Below are 24,894 nucleotides of genomic sequence, written 5' to 3'. Positions count from 1 at the left end.
AATGCCATCCGTTCCCGCCCCCAAAACATTCGCTCGCTTACCCTAGTCAGCGAATGATTGGTGGTGAAACTCCAGGAGTCCCACCGAGCACTCATCAGTCTGCACTATCCAACAAATTCCCGCTGTCGGCATTTAGGGGGACAGACACGAGGTTGCGGCTGCCGCCCATTCCCCGCCCAGGGCCTGGACCAAAATGGCTAGGTGAAACTGAGCGTAGGGGATCAGCCGGTGAAGCCGCGCCAGCGGCCGCCGCCGGGGTGCACCGGTTGGCGGATTGCCCGCTGGTTGCGCTGCCAGGCGCTCCGGTGCTGCTCGGGGGCGGCCCGACGCTCGTCGGATTCCTCCCGCAACAGCCCGCGGATAACGGCGGTCACCGCTGACACCTCGATATCACTCACCTGATTGGTTACGAAAACCAGCTCGGACGGATCGAACTCTGACGGCTTCGACATTGCGGGGTTTGGAGTCATCAGAGCGGGATGTTTCCGTGCTTCTTGGCCGGCAGGGTGGCCCGTTTGGTACGCAGTGCCCGCAGGGCCTTGACGACCGATACGCGCGTGGCGGCCGGCTCGATAATGCCGTCGAGCTCGCCGCGCTCCGCGGCCAGGAACGGACTCGCCACGTTGTAGGTATACTCATTGGCCAGACGCGTCCGCACGGCAGCGACATCTTCGCCGGCCTGCTCGGCCGCCTTGATCTCGGCGCGGTAGAGAATATTCACGGCGCCCTGGCCGCCCATGACGGCGATCTCCGCGGTCGGCCAGGCCAGGTTGGTGTCGGCACCAAGCTGCTTGGAACCCATTACGATGTACGCGCCGCCGTAGGCCTTGCGCAGAATGACGGTGACGAGCGGCACGGTGGCCTCGGCGTAGGCGTAGAGCAGCTTCGCCCCGCGACGGATGATGCCAGTCCATTCCTGGTCGGTGCCCGGCAGAAAACCCGGAACGTCGACCAGGGTGAGAATGGGGATCGAGAACGCATCGCAGAACCGCACGAAGCGGGCGGCCTTCTCACCTGCCTCAATGTTGAGCGTGCCGGCCATGGCGTTGGGCTGGTTGGCGACGATCCCGATCGAGCGGCCCTCGACCCGGGCGAATCCGACGACGATGTTCGGCGCGTACAGCGGCTGCGTCTCGAGAAAGTCGCCGTTGTCTACGATGTGCTCGATGACGGTCTTCACGTCGTAGGGCTGGTTGGGCGAATCGGGGATGATCGTGTTGAGGCGACGGTCGGCATCCGTTGTCTCGAGCTCTACCTCGCTGTCGAACACGGGCAGCTCGGCCAGGTTGTTGTCGGGAAGGTAGCTCAGCAAGGCGCGGGCGAAGTCGAGCGCATCAGGCTCGTCGCTCGCGAGGTAGTGCGAGACACCCGACACCTTGTTGTGGGTGAGGGCGCCGCCGAGCTCTTCCATGCCGACGTCTTCGCCGGTGACGGTCTTGATCACGTCGGGACCGGTGACGAACATCTGGCTGGTCTTGTCGACCATGATCACAAAGTCGGTCAGCGCGGGGGAATAGACCGCCCCGCCGGCGGCCGGGCCGCAGATGATCGAGATCTGCGGAATGACACCGGATGAGGCTGTGTTGCGACGAAAAATCTCGCCGTATTTGCCGAGGGCCACCACGCCCTCTTGAATTCGCGCTCCGCCGGAGTCGAGAATGCCAATGATCGGCACGCCGGTCTTCAGTGCGAGGTCCATCACCTTGATGATCTTCTCGCCGGCGACTTCGCCGAGCGACCCTCCGAAAATGGTGAAGTCCTGCGAGTACACGGCCACCTGGCGGCCGTGGATCGTACCGGTTCCGGTGACGACCGCGTCGCCATAGGGTCGTTTCTTCTCCATGCCGAAGGCCACGGTGCGATGCCTGACGAACTCATCGAGTTCTACGAAGGACCCCTGGTCGAGTAGCAGGTCGACGCGCTCGCGGGCGGTCATCTTGCCCTTGGCATGCTGCTTCGAGGTTGCGGTTGCCCCGCTGGCGGTCACGGCCTCGTGATAGCGCAGCTTGAGGTCGGCGAGTTTTCCCGCCGTCGTATACAGATCGGGGGCCGCGGCGGGCGTCTTGTCAGTCACCTTTTCACTCTACCGGCACGCCCCGGGCGCTTCCCGTTGACGATGTTCCACAACTTTGCCCCGCAACACTGGTCATTTCCTCTTCCAGGACCACTTTTCTTCAGCCGCAATTCGCCCGCAACTCTCAGTCTCTCCCGCCTTCCCGTGGCTAATTCAGGAAATCCTTCCGCAAATCGGCCAAAACACGGTGTTTTGAGGCCGATTTGTGCGAATATCCTGAATTAGCCACGGCGCACGCCGGTGACACCGGCACATGCCCGGCGCGACAGCACGAAAGAGGGCCACCATGGAATTTTCGCTCAGCCGCACCGAGGTGAGCCGGTTCGAGTTCTTGTCCGAGGCTGCCTCCACCAACGATGTGCTCAAAGAATTCGCCACAACGGATGCCGCCGCCTGGCCCGACCTCTCCGTAGTAGTCACCGACAACCAGACTCAGGGGCGTGGCCGGCTCGGCCGCGTCTGGCTGGCCCCGACCGGCAAAGCCCTGGCCATCTCGGTGCTCGTGCGTCCGCAGCTGCCGACGGCGAGCCTCGGCTGGTTCCCGCTCCTGGCCGGTGCCGCTATGACCCGGGCTGTCAGATCAGTGGTCGAGAAAAGCCTGCAGCCGGTCGAAGGCCTGAAAGAGGCTGAGGATCCCCACCACGAGACGACCCTCAAATGGCCCAACGACGTGCTCATCAACGGCTACAAGGTGTGCGGCATTCTGTGCGAGTTGCTGCCCGACGCGACGGGCATCATCATCGGTGCCGGGCTCAACCTTTCGCTCGACGAACACGATCTGCCCACCCTGACCTCCACCTCGCTGCTCCTGGTCACCCGCACCGCCCCCGACCCCGACGAAGTGCTCGCCGCCTACCTGCACGAGCTCGCCACGCTGTACCGCGCCTTCGTGAAAGCCAACGGCGACGCACAACAAAGCGGACTGCATACGGCCGTCGAAAAACTCTGCGGCACCCTCGGCAGTGTCGTGCGGGTGGAGCTGCCCGGCGGCAGCGACCTGGTCGGAACCGCCACCGGCATCGACACCGAGGGGCAACTCAGAGTCGTCAACCAGGCCGATGGCGAAGAACGGTCTGTCGCCGCCGGCGATGTCACCCACCTGAGGTATTAATAGAAGTAATGAAACCGAAGAAGACAGAGCCCAACGAGACCGAACCCTCCGGCTACGCCCGGGAGAGTCGGCCGGAGAAGGTCGTCGCCCGCTTGCGCCCGCACGCCCGGGTACTGCTCTGGCCCACCCTGCTGCTCTTCGCCCTGGCCGGTGCCACCGGTTACTTCTTCGGCAATCTGCCCGAGCCCTGGCAGAACGCGGCCCTATTGCCCGGTGCCGTCGTGCTGGTCGTGCTGGGCTGGCTGCTGCCGCTCGTCGCCTGGCTGACCAAGCGCTACACGATCACCACCCGTCGCATCATCTTTCGCCACGGATTCTTCGTGCGCACCCGGCAAGAACTGCTGCACAGCCGCGGCTACGACGTGAGCGTGCGGCAGAACTGGGTGCAGGCCGGGTTCCACTCTGGCACGGTGCTGATCAATTCGGGGCTGGAGCATCCGCTCATCTTGAAAGACATCCCCAACGTCGACCTGGTGCAGAGCGTGCTGCACGACCTCATGGAACAGGAGAGCACCGTCATGGGATCCCGCCGGCAGGAGCAGTCGGCCCTCGCCGCCGAGTCAGCGTTCTGGGGTCGCCGCTAGGCGAATCGCCCCCGTGCGCGTGGGCACCGAACTCGAGACAGCGGATGACGCGGCTGCAGCCCCAGCATCGGCCGGCGCGCCGCTCCGGCTCGGTGCGAACACCCAGTAGCGGTACAACGTGAAGCGGAACACCGCGCCGAGCAGCAGTCCAACGACGTTACCGGCGATGTTGTCGGCGAGAACGCTCGTGTAGCCGAGCACGTAGTGGCTGAACCAAAGGCAGCCGAGGCCGATACCCATGCCCATGAGGCTCACCGCGAGAAACTCCAGGCCCTCGCGCGCCGTGTGGTTCTGCCGGTTCTTGCTGAAGGTCCAATGGCGGTTGCCGAGCCAGTTCACCAGGATGGCCAGCACGGTCGAGATGACCTTGGCGTAGATGGGGCCGGCGTGCACCTCGGATGAGTCGAGTACGGTGGTGCGCAGCAGGTTGAAGACGGTGAAGTCCACCACGAAGCCGAGCGCGCCGACGGCACCGAACTTGAGGCCCTGGCTCAGAAAGCTGAGCAGGCGCTGCTTCAGGGTGATCGACATGCGTCCGTCCGAAGGTTCGGTAAAGTAGAAAAGCACTGAAGTATCGCAGTCTACGGCGATTGAAAACCCTCGGGCTGGGTATCCACGCGCGTTTAGCTGAACGCTGGCATAGAAAATGGTGAACAGATGGCTTTGACCGTCGGTGTGATTGGCGCTGGCCAGCTGGCCCGCATGATGATTCCCGCGGCCGTGAACCTCGGCATCGAGCTCAAGGTGCTCGCCGAAGCCGACGGAATGTCCGCCGAGCTCGCAAAAGCCAGCGTGGGCGACTACCGCGACCTGCCCACGGTGCTCGCCTTCGCGAAGACCGTCGACGTGATCACCTTCGACCACGAACACGTGCCGCAGGAAATTCTGCGGGAGCTCGTGCGCGCCGGCATCAGAGTGCACCCCGGACCCGACGCGCTGCTCTACGCCCAGGACAAGCTGCTCATGCGCGAAAAACTTGCTGAGCTGGGGCTGCCGGTTCCGGATTGGGCACGCATAACGGATACGTCCGGTCTCGCCGACTTTCTGCAGCAGCACGGTGGCCGCGCCGTCGTGAAGACCGCACGCGGCGGCTACGACGGTAAGGGCGTGCGCGTGGTCAGCCACGAACACGACGTCGACGACTGGTTTACCGCGCTCGCCGAAGACGGCAATGGCGGTGCCCTGCTGGTCGAAGAACTCGTACACTTCAGCCGGGAGCTCGCCCAGGTCGTCGCCCGTCGCCCGAGCGGTGAGATCGCGGTCTGGCCGGTGGTGGAGACCGTGCAGAAAGAGGGCGTCTGCGCCGAGGTCATCGCGCCCGCCCCGAAATCGGCCGGGCACCTCGCCGACGTCGCCTCCGATATCGCCATCGCGATCGCCGAGGGCATCGGCGTCACCGGGGTGCTCGCCGTCGAACTGTTTCAGACCACGGATGCGCGCCTCCTCATTAACGAGCTCGCCATGCGCCCGCACAACAGCGGCCACTGGTCGATTGACGGATCTACGACGAGCCAGTTCGAGCAACACCTGCGGGCCGTGCTCGACCTGCCGCTCGGGGCGACGGGCGCCCGCTACCCGTGGACGGTCATGGTCAACATCTTTGGTGGGCCAGCGTCAGGCTCGCTCGGTGACCGGTATCAGAGCGCCCTTGCGGAGCATCCGCAGGTGAAAGTGCACAACTATGGCAAGGCGTCACGGCCGGGCCGAAAGGTCGGCCACGTCACCGCGGGCGGCGACGATCTCGACGAAGTTGCCTACCAGGCGCGTGCCACTGCACAAATCTTTCAGTCTTGAGCAATAGGATCATCTGCGTGCCAGACAACATCGAGCCTTCCGCTGTGCCTGCTAACAGCGTGCCCGAAAACTCCAATGCGCCGCTGGTCGGCTTGGTCATGGGCAGCGACTCCGACTTCACCGTCATGAGCGCCGCCGCGCAGACCCTCAAGGACTTCGGAGTGGCGCACGAGGTGCAGGTAGTCTCGGCGCACCGCACCCCCGAGAAAATGCTCAACTATGGTCGCAATGCGCAGGCCCGCGGCCTCAAGGTGATCATCGCCGGAGCCGGGGGAGCAGCGCACCTGCCCGGCATGCTCGCCGCCATGACCACGCTGCCGGTGGTCGGGGTTCCCGTTCCGCTCGGACTGCTCGACGGCCTCGACTCGCTGCTGTCGATCGTGCAGATGCCGGCCGGCGTGCCGGTCGCGACCGTGTCGATCGGTGGGGCCAAGAACGCCGCGCTCATCGCGATCAAGATTCTCGCCACGAGCGATGACGCGCTGCGTCTGAAGCTCGAGGACTATTCCGTCGCACTCGCCGACCTGGTCGAGCAGAAGAACCGGGACCTCCAAGAGCGATTATGAGTAGTGTGACTGACCCGATCCGGCACCCGAATTCCGGCTCCACGCGCATCATGACGACGCGTGCGTGGTGGCTTGTCGGACTCAATTTCGTGCTCCCCGGTTCGGCACAGGTACTCGCCGGCAATCGGCGGCTCGGCCGGTTCGGCCTTGGCGCCACGCTCATCTTGGTGGCCTCGGCAATCGTCGCCGGTGCTGTCTACCTGTTCTGGCCCGAGGCCGTGCTCACGGTGTTCACGAACACGATCGGCCTCTGGGCCGCCGCCGCCGTGCTCGCGTTCTACGCGCTCACCTGGCTCGTGCTCACCGTCAACACCCTCAGCCTGATCAACCTGCTGAAAGCCGCGCCCGGCGCTCGCCCGCTGATCGCTGCTTTCTCCGCGGCGCTCATGGTCGTCGTCTGCGGCACGGCTGGCTATGGTGCCTTCGTCGCGACCTCAGCGAGCGGATTCCTCTCCTCGGTCTTCGTCGCCGGCCCGAGTGAACCGCCGGTCGACGGCCGCTACAACATTTTGCTGCTCGGCGGGGACGCCGGCGCCGATCGGGACGGCCTGCGCCCCGACAGCCTCTCCGTGGTCAGCCTCGACGCCACGACCGGCCAGGCCACGACCATCAGCCTGCCGCGCAACCTCGAGGACGTGCCATTCTCGGCCGGTTCCTCGCTCGGTGCGCTCTACCCCGAGGGATACGGCTCGATCGACGGATGCGACGTGTCGGCGTGCATGCTCAACTCCATCTTCACCGAAGCCGAGCTCAAACGCCCGGAGTACTACCCGAATGCCGTGGCCGAGGGCAGTTCCCCGGGCATTCAGGCGACCCTCGAGGCGGCGCAGGGCATCACCGGGCTCACCATCCAGTACTACGTGCTGATCGACATGCAGGGATTCTCCGACCTCATCGACGCTCTCGGCGGCGTCGACATTGACGTGCAGAACCGGGTTCCGGTGCACACCGATGAGAGCTTCAGCGAGGTGTTGTTCTGGTTCGAACCCGGCATGCAGCACATGGACGGCTACCACGCCCTCTGGTTTGCCCGCTCCCGGCACGGCACGAGCGATTACGACCGCATGCAGCGGCAGACGCAAATGCAGGAGGCTCTTCTCGCTCAGGCCAGCCCGGCCAACGTGCTCAGCAAGTTTCAGGGCGTGGCCGTTGCCGGCACCCGTGTCGTGAAGACCGACGTGCCGAAGGGCATGCTTGGCTATTTCATGAACCTCGCATCTAAGACAAAGGAACTGCCGGTCGTGTCGGTGCCGCTCATCCCCGAAAACGGCATCGACCCGGAGAACCCTGACTACGCCGCCATCACCGCAATGATCGCCGCCGCTCTGGCCCCCGCGCCCACTGCCACCCCGACACCGTAGCCCGACGCCGGCACCCCCGGCCCGCCACCTGAGGCGGTTTGTCCATGCCTCGCACGCTCCGAATGCTGCACTCGCGGCCGCACCCTGCTGGCGCACCCCTGACCCGCGGCGCCTCACGCGTCGAAATGCTGCGTGCGCGGCATGCCGCGAGCGTTAGCGTCCGCTGACAGCTCCAGCAGCTTTCGACCGCGCGACCGTCGCACAACAAACGCGACTCATCCTGCGAGACATGTGATCTCCCTTGGTCGAGCATGCCGAGAACGCAATCCCAGCGCCGCCACCCGCCCAATTCAGGCGCGTCAAGCGGATGCGGACGGCTGCCTTACTGGCGCAGCGACTTCACGTTGTCGCGATACCACTGCACGGTCGACCGCATGCCATCGTCCAGGGAAATCTGCGATGTCCAGCCTGCTTCAGCGAGTTTGGACACGTCGAGCAGCTTCTGTGGGGTGCCGTCCGGCTTCGAGGTATCCCAATCGGTAGCTCCGGTGAACCCAGTAACGCGAGCGATCGATTTCGCGATCTCACGAATCGTGACGTCGGTTCCGGTGCCAACGTTGACCTGTTCGGGGCCATCGTAATTTTCGAGCAGATGCAAGCAGGCAGCAGCCATGTCGTCGACGTGCAAAAACTCCCGCCGTGGCGTTCCGGTACCCCAGTTCGTCACCCGTGCCGCACCCGACTGGGCCGCCTCGTCATACCGGCGGATGAGTGCGGGAAGAACGTGCGAGCCGGTCGGCGAGAAGTTGTCGCCGGGCCCATAGAGGTTTGTCGGCATCGCCGAGATCCACGGCAAACCGTACTGGCGACGCACGGCCTGAATCTGCAGGATCCCAGCAATTTTCGCGATCGCGTAGGCATCGTTTGTCGGCTCGAGATGCCCGGTCAGCAGCGAATCCTCGCGGATCGGCTGCTGGGCCAGTCGCGGATAAATGCACGACGACCCCAAAAACAGCAGGCGTTTTACGTCGTACTTCAACGCGGCATCCAACACGTTGACTTGGATGCGCAGGTTGTCGCTCAGAAAGTCGACCGGAAAGCTGTCGTTGGCCAGAATGCCACCCACCTTTGCCGCGGCCAGCACAACATAGCGTGGTTGGATTTCGGCGAAGAAGGCGAATACGGCGTCGCGGTCTTTGAGGTCGAGTTCGGCTGAGGTGCGCCCGACCAGGTTGGTGAACCCCTCGGCCTCCAGAAGGCGCCAGATCGCGGAGCCCACGAGGCCGCGATGCCCGGCGATATACACACGGCTCCCTCGATCCAGCGCGGTCGGTGTGAAGGCGACCTGATCCCGGTTGTCCGTCGTCACCACTTCGTTCCCCAAGTTGCCAGCTCGACCTTGTCGATCCAGGGTTGACCGGCGTGTTCGAGCAGTTTGATGTCGGCGTCCACCATGATGCGGGCCAGTTCCGCGGTATCGACCGTGGCCTTCCAGCTCAGCTTGTCGAAAGCGTGCGAAGCATCGCCGACGAGGGCATCCACTTCGGTGGGGCGCAGGTACCGTTCGTCGAAGCGCACGTGTTTTTCCCAATCCAAGCCGGCGTGGCTGAACGAGGTCTCCACGAAGTCGCGCACGGTGAAGTTGCCTCCGGTCGCCAGCACAAAATCGTCAGGTTCGTCGGCCTGCAGCATGCGCCACATGCCCTCTACATACTCGGCGGCATAACCCCAGTCGCGAATCGAGTCGAGGTTTCCGAGATAGACGTGGTCTTGTTTGCCAGCCTTGATCGCGGCGACCGCCCGGGTGATCTTGCGCGTCACGAAGGTCTCACCTCGACGTGGCGACTCGTGGTTGAAGAGGATACCGTTTACCGCGAACATGCCGTAGGCCTCGCGGTAGTTCTTGGTGATCCAATAGCTGTACACCTTGGCTGCGCCGTAGGGCGAGCGCGGATAGAACGGGGTCGCTTCGTTTTGCGGGGGCGGTGTCGCTCCGAACATTTCCGACGACGACGCCTGGTAGAACCGGGTTGTGATGCCCGACATGCGCACGGCTTCGAGCAAGCGAATCGTGCCCATTCCGGTCGTGTCAGCGGTGTGTTCCGGCTCATCGAACGAGACGCGCACATGCGATTGGGCGGCCAGGTTGTAGACCTCATCCGGCTTGATTTCGGCGAGCAGCGTCGTCAGGCGTGATCCGTCGCTCAGGTCCCCGTAGTGCAGAAACAACTTCGCGCCCTCGTCGTGCGGGTCCACATACAGGTGGTCGATGCGTGACGTGTTAAAAGTGGATGCCCGCCTAATCAGGCCGTGTACTTCATACCCTTTGGAGAGCAGTAACTCTGCGAGATACGAACCGTCCTGGCCGGTGATTCCCGTAATGAGCGCGCGCTTTGTCATGAAACCCTTTGTATTCGTACGGGCAGTGGAGCCGCAACAATGGAGCGTCGCGCCTTGCCTTGATCACTTTGAGCCTACTGGCTGGCACCGTGCGGCCCTAAGTCGTGTGAGGCACCCAACTACAGGTCCGCGTGCAACTGCCAGACCCGTTCGGCCGAATCGTGCCAGCTGAACGCGCGTGCGCGGTCGCCACCGAAGATGCTCATTCGATTTCGCAGCACGCTGTCGCCGAGCACCCGGTTAACCGCCTCGAGCAGCCGACCGGGGTATTCCTTCGCATCCGCTCGCTCGACCGCAACACCGGCGTCGCCAGCCGCTTCCAGGAGTGCAGGCGCGTCGGAGTGCACGACCGGCGTGCCGAGGTGAAATGCTTCGATGATCGGCAGCGCGAAGCCTTCTTCCAGGCTGGGGTACACGAACACGCTCGCTCGGGCGATCACTACGGCCAGATCGGAGTCGCTCAGCCCGGACAGCGCGCGTACGCGCCCCGGTGCCAGCCCGGCTTCATCGGCGACCGAGGCGAGGTCGAGCTCGCCCCAGGTGTCCGGTCCGAGCACGATCAGCGGCAGGTCCGGTGCACCCGGCAGCCCGAGCGCCGTGATCAGGGCTGTCACTGCCTTGCGCGGGTCCAATGACCCGGCCGTCAGGAGATACTGCGACGGCAGCTCCATCGCCTGTAGGCGCTCTTCCACGATGGGAATGGCTGGTAGTACGAGCCCTCGACCCACGGCGCCGCCGATCACGCGCACCCGGTCGCCCAAGTCCATGATTTCGGTCAGTTGCCGGGCCACGGCGTGGCTCGGTACGACAATGGCGTCGGCGTGTTTGCGGGCGCGTTTAAGCATGCCCTTGGTCCAGGCCACGGTCGTCGGGGTCAGCGAAGACGGATGCGTCCACGCCAGCACATCGTGCAGGGTCACCGCAATCTGGGTTCCGTCCACAGCCCGATCGTGGCGGCGCAGCGGGGCGAGCAGCCCCGGCGCGTGAATCAGGCCGCTACCCGACGAGGCAATCACACCGAGTGCCCAGGCCGTGGCCAGCTCGCGGCGCGCCAACACCGTCTTGTGCAAGTTGGCCAGACCGGGCAGGGCGGCCTCAATGACTTCATACTGCGCCGAAGGCGACGACGAGACGATGCCCTCAACCTCACACTCGGCCGGAGCGCTAGCAATCAGCGCGCGGGTGAGTTCCTCGGCGTAACGCCCGACTCCGCCCGGAACCGGCGCGACCATTTGGTCGACGATAACCCGCAGAGTGATCATGGCGTCTCGAATACCCCCTCAGCGAAGGCGTCAGCTTGGGCGTCCTGCCAGCTGCGCATCGGCGTAAGTCCGGCTGCAGCCCAGTTGGCGTGCCCAAGCACGGAGTAGGCGGGCCGGGGCGCCGGCAACACAAAGGCCGAGCTGTCGGTCGGCAGCACGCGTTCCGGGTCGAGCCCGGCCAGGGCGAACACGTCGCGGGCCTGGTCGAACTTCGACGCGACCCCCGAGTTAGTACCGTGGTAGATGCCTGCGGGCGCAACCGAGTCGAGCAGCAGCACGATCTGCGCGGCGAGATCCACCGTCCAGGTGGGCTGGCCGACCTGGTCGTTGACGACATTCAACGTATCGCGCGTGCCAGCGGCCGTGAGCATGGTCTTGGCGAAGTTCGGCCCGTTCTTGCCGTACAGCCATGCGGTGCGCACGATGTAGCTGCGCGCGCCGTTCTCGGCGAGCACGAAGTTTTCGCCAGCCGCCTTGGTACGGCCATAGGCCGAGATCGGGCTGTGCGGCGTGCTCTCCGCATAGGGAGTGGTCGCGCTGCCGTTAAAGACGTAGTCCGTCGAGATCTGCACGAGCTTCGCTCCCGCAACGGATGCCGCCACCGCCAGGTTACGCGCCCCCACCGCGTTCACCGCGTAAGCCTCATCTTCGTGCGTTTCGGCGTCATCGACCTTGGTATACGCAGCGCAGTTGATGATGACGTCGTGCCCGGCGACGGCGGCCTTGACCGCGTCAAGGTCGGTCACGTCGAGGTCGCTCCGGCCGACAGCTGTCACGTCTCGTCCAGCTAGAGCCGCCTGTAGGTCGCGCCCCAGCATGCCGGTCGCGCCGGTGATCAGATAACGGGTCATGTTAGTTCAACGCCGCACGAGCCTTGAGCGGTTCCCACCACTGGCGGTTGTCGCGGTACCACTGCACCACATCGGCCAGGCCGTGTTCAAACGGAACCTCGGGCGCATAACCGAGCTCGGCCTGAATCTTTGAGATATCGACCGAGTAGCGCAGGTCGTGGCCGAGTCGGTCGGCCACGCGGTCAACGTACGACCAGTCCTTGCCCGTCGAGTCCAGCAGCAGCTGGGTGAGTTCCTTGTTGGTGAGTTCGGTGCCGCCGCCGATGTTGTAGATTTCGCCGGCGCGACCGCCGACCAGCACCATGGCGATGGCACGGGTGTGGTCGTCAACGTGCAGCCAATCGCGAATGTTGTTGCCCTCGCCATAGAGGGGAACGTGCAAGTCGTCGATGAGATTGCTGACGAACAGCGGAATGACCTTTTCGGGAAAGTGGTACGGGCCGTAATTGTTCGAGCAGCGCGTGATCGACACGTTGAGGCCGTGGGTGCGGTGGTAGCTGCGGGCGAGCAGGTCGCTGCCCGCCTTCGACGCGCTATAGGGCGAGTTGGGCTCAAGCGTGCGCTCCTCGTTCCAAGACCCTTCGGCGATCGAGCCATAGACCTCGTCGGTAGAGACGTGCACGAACCGGGCCAGCTTGTGGCGCAGCGCAGCGTCGAGCAGCTGCTGGGTGCCCAGCACATTGGTTTCAACGAAGATGGTGGAGTCCATCACCGAGCGGTCTACGTGCGACTCGGCAGCGAAGTGCACCACCGCATCGAGCCCAGGGAAGAGTGTATCGAGTAGCTTGCCGTCGCGAATATCGCCGTGCACAAAGGAGTAACGCGGTGAGTCGGCGATCGGGGTGAGGTTTTCGAGGTTGCCCGAGTATGTCAGTGCGTCGAGCACAATGACCTCGGCGCCTTCCAGGCCCGGGTACTTGTCTTCAATCGTGCGTCGTACAAAGTTGGAGCCGATAAAACCGGCGCCGCCGGTGACGAGGATCTTCATAGAGGAGTAACCGTTCCGTTCGCTTCAATGGCCTCCGCGATTCTACCGGACGCCAATTGGTAGACTCCGAACGTGCAGATTCGCGAACTTTCCATCCCCAATTCCTACGAGATCACGCCTAAGCAGTACGGCGATGACCGGGGCGTGTTCCTCGAATGGTATCGATTCGACAAGCTCGAAGAGAAGGTCGGGCACAAGCTCGACCTCGCCCAAGCGAATACGTCGGTGTCCAGGCGCGGGTCGGTGCGCGGCATCCACTTTGCGGATGTCCCGCCCAGCCAAGCCAAATACGTCACGGCCGTGCACGGCACCGTGCTCGATTACATCATCGACATTCGCGTGGGGTCGCCCACGTTCGGTCAGTGGGACAGTGTGCTCCTCGACGACACCGATCGGCGCGCGGTCTACATTGCCGAAGGCCTCGGCCACTGCTTCGTCGCGCTCACCGACAACGCCACCGTGAGCTATCTCGTGAACAGCACCTTCAGCCCGGGCCGAGAACACGGCATCAGCCCGCTCGATGAAGAGATCGGCTTGGTGTTTCCGCCAGAGGCTGGTGAGCTGCTGCTGTCTCCCAAAGACACGGATGCCCCTTCTCTCGCCGCTGCAGCTGCCGCCGGTTTACTCCCCACCTGGGATGCGGCCCGTGCCTACTACGCATCTTTGAACGACAGGAACTAACGCTCATGCGCGGAATCATTCTCGCCGGCGGCTCTGGCACACGCCTGTGGCCGATCACCAAAGGCATCTCCAAGCAGCTCATGCCTATCTGGGACAAGCCGATGATCTATTACCCCCTGTCGACGCTCATGATGGCCGATATCAAAGAGATTCTGATTATCACCACCCCCGAATACAACGAGCAGTTTCGGGCGCTCCTCGGGGACGGATCCGACCTGGGCATCCGCATTGAGTACGCTATGCAGCCTTCTCCGGACGGTCTGGCCCAGGCGTTCATCATTGGTGAAGAATTTATCGGTGATGACAGCGTTGCGCTCGTGCTCGGCGACAATATTTTTCACGGGGCAGGACTTGGTTCATCTCTTCGGGGTAACGCCGAGATCGAGGGTGCGCGTATTTTCGCTTACCATGTCAGTAATCCCACCGCTTATGGTGTCGTTGAATTCGATGATTCGGGCACCGTCGTGTCCATCGAAGAGAAGCCGACGAAGCCCAAGAGCAACTACGCCGTTCCCGGTTTGTACTTCTACGACAATTCCGTCGTCGCCATCGCGAAGACGATCGAACCGAGCGCTCGCGGGGAGCTCGAGATCAGCACCATCAACGAGCGCTACCTGGAGCAGGGCAGATTGCACGTGCAGGTGCTCGATCGGGGCACTGCCTGGCTCGACACCGGAACTTTCGAGTCCATGATGCAGGCGTCAGAGTACGTGCGCGTCATCGAAGACCGCCAGGGTTTCAAGGTCGGCTGCATCGAGGAGATTGCCTGGCGTGCCGGTTGGATCAGCGACGCTCAGCTGGCCGTGCTTGCAGGTCCCCTGGTGAAGAGCGGATACGGCAGGTATCTCCAGGCCATCGCGCAGGTGGATTAAGGCGCAGTACGGGGTGCGCTTGATCGCCTGGTGACCAGTCGCCGCAACGATCGCTGCAATCCCCAGATCGTGACCCGTCCCATCGCCTCGAGAACGATGCCGCGGCTCATTTTGGACTCGCCGATTTCGCGTTCGCGAAATTCTATGGGGAATTCAACGATGCGGCCGGCCGCATCAAAGACTCGCAGAGTCAGGTCGATTTGAAAGCAATATCCTTTTGAACTAACGCTCGACAGATCCATCGCCCGCAATGCCGTCGCGGAGTAGATTCGAAAACCGGCCGTCGCGTCGTTGACCGGGAGTCCAAGCATCAGCTTGGCATAGGTGTTTCCAGCCCGGCTGAGGAATTCGCGGCTCTTTGGCCAGTTGACGACGCTGCCTCCACTAATCCATCGAGAGCCGATGACGACCCAGGGGCGCACTCCAGGACGGTCGAAGGCCGCGATCAGTTCGGGGAGCGCGTCGGCCGGGTGTGATCCGTCTGCATCAAACTCACCGATCAGTTCATAGGCGCGCGCGAGCGCCCAGGCGAATCCAGCCAGATAAGCGTCTCCCAGACCAGACTTCTTCGAGCGGTGAAGAACGAAAATGCGCGAGTCCACCGCGGCGAGCCGGCCTACGATCTGCCCAGTGCCGTCGGGACTCTGGTCGTCAACAACCAGAATATGAGCGCCAGGAACGACCGCGTGTACCCGGCGTATGGTCGCTTCGATGTTGCCGGCCTCGTTATACGTTGGAATGATGATCAGCGTTTTGGTGGCGGAGTCAGGCACAAGTTCTTTCGGTTACTTCTTGGGGCAGGGAAAACGGTCGGTTCAATGTGTAGGAGCTGGGGCCCCCAACGACCCAACACTCTCAAAAGGCTACCGAAGTGGTTGGAGTGTCCTCCAGCAATGCTACCTTGGAGAATTCCGTCGCTAGATGCAAGCATTACTAAACTCTTGGCCCGTCACGAGCGTCACCACAAATGGCGTCAGCACTATGAAAGGCGCAGGGCGGCCTGTGAACCATGACAGTAATTAATGAGTTCTCGACCGTGGACTCGGCCGCCCGTGAGACCAACCCGGGAACTATTACCAGCCAAACTTGGACCATTGCGTCACTGCTCGGTCTGATCGCGGGGGCGATCAGCTTCGGCGGGTCCTGGGTGCCGTCCGTCTGGACTGATGAGCAAGCGACTCTGTCTGCTGCCACGCGCCCGCTTCCTGAGATGGTTTCCCTCGTTACGAACACTCTGGACGCCGTGCACGGACTGTATTACTTCTTTATGCATTACTGGTTCGCCCTCGTCGGAGTTCACGATTGGAGTTTTCGCCTGCCCAGCGCGATTGCGGTGGGGCTGGCGGTGATGGGGATCGTGGTTCTTGGGGCCATGCTTGTCAACCTTCGGGTGGGATTTCTAGCGGGCGTCCTGCTCGCGCTCATTCCGCAAACGCAGTGGGTAGCCACCGAAGCCAGATCCTATGGATTGACCGTCATGCTGGCAGTTTGGCTCAGTATCGTGCTCGTCCTCGCGGTCACATCGTCGAGATGGTGGTGGCTCGCCTATGCGTTTTTGGGGACAATCTCCGTAACGGTTTTTATCTATCTCACGCTCCTGGTGGCAGCGCATGCGATCACGGTCATTGCTCTCCGTGCCTGGCGCCGGTCATGGTGGTTGTTTGGGCTGAGCGCTCTGGCCATCGTCGTCTGCACGATTCCCGTCCTCAGGTTGGCTGTCGCTCAACGAGGTCAAGTGAGTTGGATCGGCCCGATCAGTCGCCAGACGATCTTCGATGTGCTCGCGGATCAGTGGTTCGACAGTAGCGTGTGGGTCGCCGGGGTGTTTTGGATTCTGATCGGAGCAGGCATTGTCATAGCGATCGTGCGACGACGGTCGGATCCATCCGCTGCGGGTGTCGTGCTCCTCGCCCTTCCGTGGCTGATCGCGCCGACTGCGGCGCTGGTGCTTGGTTCTCTGGTGATGTCGCCGCTTTACGTCGGCCGATACGTGGCCTTCAGCGTTCCGGCTGTGGCCCTACTCGGGGCTGTGGCCCTTGCCAGCATTCGATCCAAATTTCTCATTGCGGCCGGACTAGTCATCATTCTCGGCCTGTCGACACCCTTGTACCTTGCGCAGCGCGCGCCATTGGCGAAAGGAACCGACTGGAGGGACGCCAGTATGACCATGGGTGAGCATTCTCAGCCGGGCGACGCAGTCTTCTTCTCCCGGGCAGAAAGTGCCGTCTATCCGTACGCCCGATCTATGCTTTTTGCCTACCCCGACGCCGTCGGTGAATTGAAGGACATAGCTTTAGCAACGTCGTACGAGACCCGGGCAAACTTTTTTGATGAGCTCGAGCCGTTTGAAACGGCCGTGTTGCGGCTGGGAGATTCGAATCGAGTATGGATGGTCAACCCGGCGGGATACGCTTGGAGTGGTTCAACAGACGAGGCGACGCTTCGTGCACTTGGATTCTCGGTGCAGCAAGTGTATCCGGGTAATTCGACCAGTCTCGTTCTGCTCAGTCGCCACCAATAGCAGCCATGTGCATGATCGCCGCTGAGCAGAATAACCCGGGCAACGGGTTGCGCTACCCGCGGGTAGCCCACCAGGATCGAATCGATAGGGTGCCGCGCAGCACCCACCGCACCGGCGCGAGATACCACGAACGGTACTTACGGGCAAGAAAAAGGTAAGCACTCTCGTGGTGCGCTGCGACCATGCGCAGCGAATCTGTGCTGGTGGAGTGAGCCCCAGTGTGCGTCACTATTGCGCCGGGCACGTACAGGTTCTGCCATCCTGCTTTGCCAAGCCGATAGCCAAGGTCGACGTCTTCGAAGTACATGAAGAAGGCCTGGTCGAAGCCGCCAATGTCGTCGAAGGCTGATCGGCGGATAAGAAGACATGCTCCGGAAAGCCATCCCACTGGCCGTATTTCTGTGCCGGTCTCATTCTCAGAGCGGTATGAACGAGTCCAGGGGTTGGATGGCCAGATCCGCGAGAAGACCGCGTGCCCGACGCCAGTTCGCAGCGACGGGATACGTCGGGCCGAGGGATACGTTGTGCCATCGGAGTTCAACACACGTGGCCCGACTGTAGCGGCCTGGGGATTGGCCCGCATGACGTCTTCCAGAGCGCTGATGGCTCCGGGGTGAACAAGTACATCCGGGTTGGAAACCAGTACGAACTCGAACGGGAGTGGCACCGAGCGCACGGCCGCGTTGATGGCCCCGCCATAACCCAGATTTCTACCCAGCGACAGCACTGTCGCGCCGTAGTCGCCGGCGATTTTACGGCATTCATCGATGTCAGCCGACAGGTTGTCGGCGATGGTCACGGACGGCGGAGTCGGCTCACTGACAATGACCGAATTCAGAAATGCACCGAGGGCAGCGCTGGAATTATAGGTAACGGTGACAACGGCAGTGCAGACTGCCGGTGAGAGTGGGTTGCCGTGCATTCGTACCATCATACGAGAACGTCGACAGAAGGGCTGCCAGTAGTGCGAGAGTCGCTGGCCGGGCAATGTATCCTTAGTGGACCCTGCGCTCGGCCGGGCCAAACGTCGTTCAGGATGGATCTGTGGCTGTATCAAGCGAGTTCAAGCGGTCACGTGAGCTGTTTATCAACCTCACGCAGAGGGAGCTCAAGGGAAAATACAAGCGCACAGTGCTGGGGCAGCTCTGGTCACTGGCCAATCCCCTGGCGCTCATGCTCGTTTACACCTTTGTTTTTGCTTTCATCTTTCGCATCGCGCCGCCTGTTGGCTCACCGAGCGGGCTTGATGCCTTCCCGTTGTGGCTGTTGTGCGGGCTGTTGCCGTGGATCTTCTTCTCGAACGTAGTGCAGCAGGGCATGGGTGTGCTCCTTGCCAATGAAGGCCTCATTAAAAAGGTCTATTTTCCCCGCAACGTGCTTATTTTCTCCAGTGCGGCGTCTCTGGCGGTGAACTGGGGGATCGAGATGATGGTACTCATCGTTGCCCTCGTCATTGCGGGCGCGTACGGCGTCATTGTCTGGCTTCCCGTCGTCATCTTCTTCATGTTCTTGCTAGCAGTGTTTGCCGTGGGCATTGCGCTCATGCTGTCGATCGCTAATGTTCACTTTCGCGACACGCAGTATTTTGTCGGCATCATTCTTCAGCTCGGCATGTACCTCACCCCGGTGATCTACCCGATCTCGTTGGTTCAGGTGCAGTCCGATCGTTTCGGGAGTCTATTTGGTGTGTTCTCGCTGGTCGACCTGTACCGGCTTAATCCGATGGAGCGCTTCCTGAGCGCATTTCGTAGTCTTTTGTACGACAACACGTGGCCGGCTCTGGGCGATACCGTCGCCTGCGTGCTCATCTCGGCAGTTGTATTCGCCTTGGGCTGGGTGGTTTTTCGCCGTAACGAGAGAAAGCTAGCTGAAATCCTGTGACCGAAGTAGCAGTGCACATCGACGACGTTTCGAAGAAATTCCGTCTGTACAAGGAGCGCAACCAGTCGTTGAAGTCAGCGATCATGCGCGGCCGCAAGTCTGTTCACGAAGACTTCTGGGCGTTGAACGACATCTCCTTCGACATCAACACGGGTGAAACGTTCGGGCTGGTCGGGGACAACGGGTCGGGCAAATCAACACTGCTCAAGTGCATGGCACAAATTCTCTACCCCGACAAGGGCAGTATCGCCATGAAGGGGCGCGTTGCCGCCCTCCTTGAGGTGGGTTCCGGATTTCATCCCGAACTCTCGGGGCGTGAGAACATCTTTCTCAACGGCTCAATTCTGGGGATGTCCAAGCAGGAGATCGTGAAGAAGTTCGACTCGATTGTTGATTTCTCCGGCGTGAGCGAATTCATCGATCAACCGGTCAAGAATTACTCCTCGGGGATGTATGTTCGGCTGGGGTTCTCGGTGGCGATCCACGTTGACCCCGACATTCTCCTCGTCGACGAAGTGCTCGCCGTCGGCGACGAAACATTTCAGCAGAAATGTGCGGATAAGTTTGTGGAATTCCGCCGTGACGGCAAGACTGTAATTATTGTCAGTCACGCACTAGGCACAATGATGACGATGTGTGACCGACTTGCCTGGTTGAGCCATGGGGAGCTCCAAGCAGTTGGGAATCCCGAAAGCGTTGTCGCTGAGTATCGCGGTGTCGCCCAGTAGAGAACGACCAGCTGCGCTCAAGCGCACTGACATTTATGACAAGACCCAAAGGTTTCATATGATCAGCGGCACAGCCCCAACGTCCAGAAAAGCTCGTTCCAAACCGCTGCTCGTGTGGGCGCTCGCCGTTGCTTTGGTTTCTTCCTTCCTAGTCCTCGCCGCGCCAGCCGCGCCGCCAGCACAGGCGGTGTCCGGCTCGGACTTCCGACCCGGAAACATCATCAGTGACGCCAATTTCTATACCCAAAATGCCATGTCTGAGGCGGGTATCCAGTCGTTTTTGGACGCCAAAATCGGTTCGTGTAACAACAGTCTCTGTTTGAACGTACTTCGCGTGGATACGCCGACCACGACATTGTCGTTTGGAACCTGCTCCACTTATGTAGGAGCTGCGAACGAATCCGCCGCTCGCTTAATCTACAAGGTGCAGCAGGCCTGTTCTATAAGCGCCAAAGTAATTCTTGTTACTCTGCAAAAAGAACAGGGTCTGGTCACAAGCAAAGCGCCTACAGCAGCCATTCTGCGCAAGGCGTTAGGACAAGGTTGCCCGGACACTGCCCAGTGCGACTCCGCGTATTACGGATTCTTCATCCAGGTATTCTCTGGAGCCCGCCAACTCGCCTGGTACGGAAACTCCGAGGGATCGCATACCTCTATCAAAGTGGGGCAGCAGAACGCTGTTCGGCTACACCCCAACGCCGGTTGCGGATCGTCCAACGTTCTGATTGAGAACAGGGCTACGGCGTCTCTTTACTACTACACGCCGTATCAGCCGAATGCCGCTGCGCTCAACAACCTGGGCGGAAGTGGCGATGCGTGTTCCTCGTACGGCAACCGCAACTTTTGGGTCTACTACAACAATTGGTTTGGCTCAACGCAGGCCAGTGCCGCGCCGGTCGGCAACTTTGATGCCATCAGCGCCACAGCGGGGCGGGTGAACGTTCGAGGATGGGCGTTCGACTTTGACACTCAAGACTCGATTGCCATCCACGCCTACAGCGGCTCGACCATGGTGGGTGGATGGATAGCGAACGGTACCCGAACGGACGTTCAAGGCGTTTACCCCTCGCGGGGACCCCTGACCGGGTTCAACCAAACCTTGGCCATCAACCCCGGCTCCCGTCAGATTTGCCTCCACGCCATTAACGACGGCGCCGGCGGCAATACCGCATTGGGGTGCAAGACCGTTACGGTGCCCTCGACCGCCCCGGTCGGTTGGTTTGATTCCGCCACGGCAACCTCGACAGGCGTAGCCGTGCGTGGTTGGGCGCTGGACCCCACGACCGCGACATCGACCAGCGTTCACGTTTACGTTGATGGAGCGTTCTCGGCAGGCTTCGCGGCCGGCAACACTCGCTCCGACGTCGGCAGCATGTATCCCGCCCTCGGGTCCCAGCACGGGTTCTCGTCAACGATCACATTGAATGCCGGTAGGCACTCGGTCTGTGCCTACGCACTCAACGTGGCGGGTTCGCAATCCACCAGCCTGGGGTGCCGCTCCGTCACAGTTGCCGGCCCGGCTGCTGCTGTAGCGCGGGGCAATCTCGATTCCGTCACGGCAACGCCGACCGGCGCGAACCTGGCGGGGTGGGCCTTCGATACTTCAACCACCGCGTCAACGGATGTGCACGTCTACGCTGATGGCCGTTTCGCTTCGGGATTCCGGGCGTCAGGAACGCGCACCGATGTTCAGGCGGTATACCCGAATCAGGGGAGTCAGCACGGTTTCAACCAGTCGATCGCGCTGAGTTCCGGTCGTCATTCAGTCTGTGCCTACGCGTTGACCGCGTCGGGTTCGTCGTCAACGTCCTTGGGCTGCAGGTCGATCAGTGTGGCGTCATCGGCCCCGCGCGGTCACCTCGATTCCGTGCAGGGTGTGAGCGGCGGCGCGCAGGTTCGCGGCTGGTCCCTCGACCCGACGACCGCGGCATCCACTGACGTGCACGTCTACGCAGACGGACAATTCAGCTCGGGCTTTTCCGCGACAGTGTCGCGCACCGACGTGGCTGGCGTGTTTCCGGGTCTCGGTGCTAATCACGGGTTTGATTCCCTGATCGCCCTCGCACCCGGATCACACCGCGTGTGCGTGTTCGGATTGAACTCGACCCGTAGCGCTTCGGTTGATCTCGGCTGCTCGACGGTCACGACGAGGTAGGGTCGGGCGAACGATACCTGATTGGGTAGGCAAGAATGCGGGCTGAGTAACTCAGCCCGCATTCTGCATTTCTCTGCTTGGCCTAGGTGCGTTCGATGTCGCGCATCTGCGGCGTCGGCCCGGGATTTCGACCGCGACCGACAACACGGCCGAGCGGTCCGAGAACGCGTGCGATCATCAGGGACAGGCGGTATTTCTGACTGTTCTTGATCTCGGTGAGCTCATACATGTCGGCTGCCGTGCGCCGGAGAAATTCTTCACTGACCACGGTCATGGTTCGGATTGCTGCGTAGCGTCGACTCAGGTGATCCGGGTCGATTGGGGCATTCAGCGTTACTAGCACCTGGCCCCAGAAATCCTTGTTGTAGTCGGCGAGGGTGCGCGCTGCCGGCGTGCCCGGCTCGACCAGCAGGTCAGCGTTGCACGCTTCGCGAACTCGATCGGGCAATTCGGAGAAGAGGCTGAAGAAGCTCACATGCTCTTCGAGACCCAGAGCTGAGGTGACCTCCCGAGCAACCGCGGTATCGAAAACTACGATGCGTTTCTGGAGCTGCGCAGCCTCGGGAATCGGCAGGCCGAATCCTTCGTAGGCCGACGGGAAGACCACCACACGTGCTCTCGAATAGACGGTAGCCACCTCGGCGTCGGTGAGGCTTCCGCCCGGCAGTGCGTGCATCAGTGGAAAGTCCCGAGCCGTATCGGGACTCCCGAGAACGACGATCGGCAGCGAGCTGCTGCGCAGTGCCACGAGCGCGGACCGTACCTGCTTGTGCGGAAAGGCATTCCCGACAACGAGAACGTAGTCGCCCTGAGCAATGACCTCGGTGCAGGCCGGCGTGAGTGGCGTCGAGAAGTCGCTCACGTCGGTGACGCGAGCGGACAGGCCGGAGCCCTGGTGCACAACGGTGGTGCGCGAACGCAAGTTGTCGAGATCGGGAAAGAAGTCTAGGGCGTCGTCGAGCGTGGCCTCGCTGATGGCGACGACGCTGTCGGCATAGGCGAGCGACGCGTGTACGACTTCGGGCTTGTACGGCACCATGAGTCGCAGCCCCCAGGAACGCAAGGCGATGATATCGAGGTAGGAGACAACCCACTTCGCGCAGAACCGGTTGAGTGTCGCTATCTGTCCCAGAGAGGTGACCGGCGCTATGGCGACGCCAACGTCGAAGACCTCATCGATGTCGCCGTAGGGGATCACCCGTAAACTGTAGGAGGTCAGATCGAAGAACTCGATGACGTCCTGGGGCGCGGCTACTGTCACCGCAACGGACGCCGGGTCGATTGTTTCGGCAACGAATTTCAGAAAACTCAGGGCATTCTTCGTGGATCCATCGAAGGCCAGTGAGAGGTGATGCAGGTCGATCAGAACTTTTTTTCCGGGGTCGTCCGGGTGCGCAATGATGTCGGCAAATCGATCTAGACCGGAGTACCCGTTGTTGACGAAGTCGCTCACGGCGGCAGGATAGAACGGGTATCGAGCGTGCAAAATCTTAGAATTCTCCGCCTCGAGGGTCGCCCGTTGTTCAGCACCAAAACTCGTGCTGCCGACGTGGTAGACCAGCGCATGGTTGGCGATGAGAGAGGAATAGCCCAGGGCGTTCAGGCGCAGGCAGAAATCGTTCTCCTCGTTGTAGCCCATGCCGAAAACTTCATCAAAGAGGCCATTGTTCGCCACCAACGACCGTCGAATCAGAAAACAGAATCCGATGGCAACCGGCGTTATGTAGCAGCGGGGGAGACTGGGGGCCACCGCGTCAAAGACGCGTGCGGTTCGAGCCTCATCGCGGTCAGCAAATCGATCGCGCTGATAGAAGGGCATCGTGGCGATAGTGGCATCGTTGCTTCGCGGGCAGACGACCGCGTGGCGCTCAGACAGGCTGAGCACCAGGCGCATTTCATCCAGCGCGCCGGCCGTGATGCGGGTGTCACTGTTGAGCAGCAGCAGGTCGTTGCCGGTCCGGTCAAGTTCAAACGCGGCACGGTTGCAGGTGCGCACGAAACCGAGATTCGATGGATTGCGCTCGTATCGAAAGTTGGAATGCCCGAAAATCATGCCCAGCAGGCCAGCCTCAATCACATCGGCGTCGGGCCCGCAATCATTGACGATCAGAACGTCGTAGCTGTCGGCAGGCGCGTGTTCGATGAGAGCTGCGATGCAGTTGCGCAGGGATGCCCAGTCACCGTAGACCGGCACCAGGATCGTGACGCGATTGAGGGTCTTCTCCGCGGGAGACCCCGGTGTCGGGGCAGCAGGTGTGGTGTCTAATTCCTGAGGAGCGGGCATCCACTCAGCCTACCGGCGGGATCAACCAAGCCGGAAAGCTAAGCTTGCCAAGTGAGAGTACTCCTGTTGTCGCATAGTTCCGCCGTCGAAAATCTGGGCGGTGCAGCAAGGCGCAGACGTATCGGTTGCGGTACCTGTTGAGATGAGTTGCGCCCTAATATAGGGGCTTGGCTTTTTAATCGCTCGGACGGGGTGAAGCCTACTCGGGCGGAAATGGTGTGGGTAAAGTGATGGGTTCTGGCGTCGCTTTGCACGCGTTTCGAGCCGTGATCGTACCAAGCAGCCCGGGCTCACTGCGCCGACGTGACATTCAGGGGCTACGCGCCCTAGCTGTGGGTCTGGTTGTGATTTATCACTACTTCCCTCGCGCCCTCAGCGGGGGTTTCATCGGTGTCGATGTATTTTTCGTCATTTCCGGCTTTCTCATTACGTTGTTGTTATTCAAAGAGATTGAACGAACAGGTCGAATCTCGCTGTCGAGCTTCTATGCTCGGCGCATTCGCCGGTTGCTGCCGGCGGCGGTGGTCACGATGGTCGGAACAGCGTTGGCGGCGACCTTTATTCTGGGCCCTCTTCACCTCGTGAGCATCTTGCAGGATATGGCCTGGACTGCGGTCTACTTGGCGAACTATCACTTTGCCCAAGCGACCACGGGATACTTCGACAACTCGGACCCTTCGCCGTTCCTCCATTTCTGGTCGCTGGCGGTTGAAGAGCAGTATTACCTTCTATGGCCGCTAGTACTCACTGCCGTGCTGATACTAGTGTCTTGCGTCGTAAATTCATTGGTTAAGTGTTATGATGAGTCATGTCGCGAACTGGACGCCCAAAGACTGAGCTG

At 61.7% G+C, this 24,894-nt stretch carries 23 protein-coding genes; 12 read left to right on the top strand and 11 right to left on the bottom strand.

The features are described 5' to 3' along the window. Window positions 1–221: 221 nt before the first annotated feature. On the bottom strand, window positions 222–470 hold the full coding sequence (locus CXY73_RS03060; protein ID WP_104176801.1) for an acyl-CoA carboxylase subunit epsilon: 249 nt from the start codon (window positions 468–470) through the stop codon (window positions 222–224). Next, on the bottom strand, window positions 470–2,074 hold the full coding sequence (locus CXY73_RS03055; protein ID WP_104176800.1) for an acyl-CoA carboxylase subunit beta: 1,605 nt from the start codon (window positions 2,072–2,074) through the stop codon (window positions 470–472). Before CXY73_RS03055 ends, CXY73_RS03060 begins: the two co-directional genes overlap by 1 nt. A 286-nt stretch (window positions 2,075–2,360) precedes the next feature. On the opposite strand from CXY73_RS03055, the gene CXY73_RS03050 reads away from it, so the two are divergent. Together CXY73_RS03050 and CXY73_RS03045 are read left to right on the top strand one after the other, a co-directional pair. Continuing rightward, window positions 2,361–3,185, top strand: coding sequence for a biotin--[acetyl-CoA-carboxylase] ligase (locus CXY73_RS03050; protein ID WP_104135602.1), 825 nt, complete (start codon window positions 2,361–2,363; stop codon window positions 3,183–3,185). 8 nt (window positions 3,186–3,193) lie between these two features. Beyond that, the gene (locus CXY73_RS03045) at window positions 3,194–3,769 is read left to right on the top strand and encodes a PH domain-containing protein (protein WP_104135603.1); all 576 of its coding nucleotides are present in this window, start codon (window positions 3,194–3,196) and stop codon (window positions 3,767–3,769) included. Here CXY73_RS03045 and CXY73_RS03040 read toward each other — a convergent pair. Continuing rightward, complete coding sequence (locus tag CXY73_RS03040) at window positions 3,746–4,300, bottom strand: GtrA family protein (RefSeq protein ID WP_104176805.1); 555 nt, start codon at window positions 4,298–4,300, stop codon at window positions 3,746–3,748. The two genes, CXY73_RS03045 and CXY73_RS03040, sit on opposite strands and share 24 nt — an antisense overlap. A gap of 126 nt (window positions 4,301–4,426) precedes the next feature. Here CXY73_RS03040 and CXY73_RS03035 point away from each other — a divergent pair, with 126 nt between their 5' ends. The 3 genes from CXY73_RS03035 (at window position 4,427) to CXY73_RS03025 (ending at window position 7,490) form a co-directional block, all read left to right on the top strand. Further along, window positions 4,427–5,563 (top strand): 5-(carboxyamino)imidazole ribonucleotide synthase, encoded by a 1,137-nt coding sequence (locus CXY73_RS03035; protein WP_104135604.1) that lies wholly within the window; start codon window positions 4,427–4,429, stop codon window positions 5,561–5,563. 98 nt (window positions 5,564–5,661) lie between these two features. Then, a complete protein-coding gene (gene purE / locus CXY73_RS03030; RefSeq protein WP_104135668.1) occupies window positions 5,662–6,129 on the top strand; it encodes a 5-(carboxyamino)imidazole ribonucleotide mutase in 468 nt (155 codons plus the stop codon). Then, a complete protein-coding gene (locus CXY73_RS03025) occupies window positions 6,126–7,490 on the top strand; it encodes an LCP family protein (protein ID WP_233198106.1) in 1,365 nt (454 codons plus the stop codon). The genes purE and CXY73_RS03025 overlap by 4 nt, the downstream gene beginning before the upstream one ends. Before the next feature lie 322 nt (window positions 7,491–7,812). Here CXY73_RS03025 and CXY73_RS03020 read toward each other — a convergent pair whose 3' ends face one another. From CXY73_RS03020 to rfbB, 5 genes are all read right to left on the bottom strand, one after another. Then, a complete protein-coding gene (locus CXY73_RS03020; RefSeq protein WP_104135605.1) occupies window positions 7,813–8,799 on the bottom strand; it encodes a GDP-L-fucose synthase in 987 nt (328 codons plus the stop codon). After that, window positions 8,796–9,830, bottom strand: coding sequence for a GDP-mannose 4,6-dehydratase (gene gmd / locus CXY73_RS03015; protein ID WP_104176798.1), 1,035 nt, complete (start codon window positions 9,828–9,830; stop codon window positions 8,796–8,798). The genes CXY73_RS03020 and gmd overlap by 4 nt, the downstream gene beginning before the upstream one ends. 119 nt (window positions 9,831–9,949) lie before the next feature. Further along, window positions 9,950–11,092 (bottom strand): glycosyltransferase family 1 protein, encoded by a 1,143-nt coding sequence (locus CXY73_RS03010; protein ID WP_104176797.1) that lies wholly within the window; start codon window positions 11,090–11,092, stop codon window positions 9,950–9,952. Further along, complete coding sequence (gene rfbD / locus CXY73_RS03005; protein ID WP_104135608.1) at window positions 11,089–11,943, bottom strand: dTDP-4-dehydrorhamnose reductase; 855 nt, start codon at window positions 11,941–11,943, stop codon at window positions 11,089–11,091. The genes CXY73_RS03010 and rfbD overlap by 4 nt, the downstream gene beginning before the upstream one ends. Before the next feature lies 1 nt (window position 11,944). Continuing rightward, window positions 11,945–12,931 (bottom strand): dTDP-glucose 4,6-dehydratase, encoded by a 987-nt coding sequence (gene rfbB / locus CXY73_RS03000; protein WP_104135609.1) that lies wholly within the window; start codon window positions 12,929–12,931, stop codon window positions 11,945–11,947. Window positions 12,932–13,003: 72 nt separating this feature from the next. Here rfbB and CXY73_RS02995 point away from each other — a divergent pair, with 72 nt between their 5' ends. Then, window positions 13,004–13,612 carry a dTDP-4-dehydrorhamnose 3,5-epimerase family protein gene (locus CXY73_RS02995; RefSeq protein ID WP_104135610.1) on the top strand — a complete coding sequence of 203 codons (609 nt, stop codon included), beginning with the start codon at window positions 13,004–13,006 and terminating at the stop codon, window positions 13,610–13,612. Between the two features lie 5 nt (window positions 13,613–13,617). Then, window positions 13,618–14,484, top strand: a complete 867-nt coding sequence (gene rfbA, locus CXY73_RS02990) for a glucose-1-phosphate thymidylyltransferase RfbA (protein ID WP_104135611.1) — start codon at window positions 13,618–13,620, stop codon at window positions 14,482–14,484. Here the strand turns inward: rfbA and CXY73_RS02985 are convergent. Further along, complete coding sequence (locus tag CXY73_RS02985) at window positions 14,481–15,257, bottom strand: polyprenol monophosphomannose synthase (RefSeq protein WP_199184281.1); 777 nt, start codon at window positions 15,255–15,257, stop codon at window positions 14,481–14,483. The genes rfbA and CXY73_RS02985 overlap by 4 nt on opposite strands. Window positions 15,258–15,493: 236 nt before the next feature. Between CXY73_RS02985 and CXY73_RS02980 the strand changes: the two genes are divergently transcribed. Beyond that, window positions 15,494–17,005, top strand: coding sequence for a glycosyltransferase family 39 protein (locus tag CXY73_RS02980; protein ID WP_104176796.1), 1,512 nt, complete (start codon window positions 15,494–15,496; stop codon window positions 17,003–17,005). 52 nt (window positions 17,006–17,057) lie between these two features. On the opposite strand, the gene CXY73_RS02975 is transcribed toward CXY73_RS02980, so the two are convergent. Beyond that, on the bottom strand, window positions 17,058–17,927 hold the full coding sequence (locus tag CXY73_RS02975; RefSeq protein WP_199184282.1) for a glycosyltransferase family 2 protein: 870 nt from the start codon (window positions 17,925–17,927) through the stop codon (window positions 17,058–17,060). A gap of 122 nt (window positions 17,928–18,049) precedes the next feature. Between CXY73_RS02975 and CXY73_RS02970 the strand changes: the two genes are divergently transcribed. From CXY73_RS02970 to CXY73_RS02960, 3 genes are all read left to right on the top strand, one after another. Beyond that, window positions 18,050–18,886, top strand: a complete 837-nt coding sequence (locus tag CXY73_RS02970; protein ID WP_104135613.1) for an ABC transporter permease — start codon at window positions 18,050–18,052, stop codon at window positions 18,884–18,886. An 11-nt stretch (window positions 18,887–18,897) separates the two neighbouring features. After that, window positions 18,898–19,614, top strand: a complete 717-nt coding sequence (locus CXY73_RS02965; protein WP_233198105.1) for an ABC transporter ATP-binding protein — start codon at window positions 18,898–18,900, stop codon at window positions 19,612–19,614. Between the two features lie 661 nt (window positions 19,615–20,275). Continuing rightward, on the top strand, window positions 20,276–21,769 hold the full coding sequence (locus CXY73_RS02960; protein WP_104176795.1) for a hypothetical protein: 1,494 nt from the start codon (window positions 20,276–20,278) through the stop codon (window positions 21,767–21,769). 82 nt (window positions 21,770–21,851) lie between these two features. Here CXY73_RS02960 and CXY73_RS02955 read toward each other — a convergent pair whose 3' ends face one another. Further along, window positions 21,852–24,053, bottom strand: coding sequence for a glycosyltransferase (locus CXY73_RS02955; RefSeq protein WP_104176794.1), 2,202 nt, complete (start codon window positions 24,051–24,053; stop codon window positions 21,852–21,854). Between the two features lie 218 nt (window positions 24,054–24,271). Here CXY73_RS02955 and CXY73_RS02950 point away from each other — a divergent pair. Next, window positions 24,272–24,894 (top strand): acyltransferase (locus tag CXY73_RS02950; RefSeq protein WP_233198104.1); only part of this gene is annotated, 623 nt, incomplete at its 3' end.

This window comes from Cryobacterium sp. Y50 (genome assembly GCF_002929805.1).
Lineage (GTDB): Bacteria > Actinomycetota > Actinomycetes > Actinomycetales > Microbacteriaceae > Cryobacterium.
This window is presented reverse-complemented; position numbering and strand designations above follow the sequence as displayed.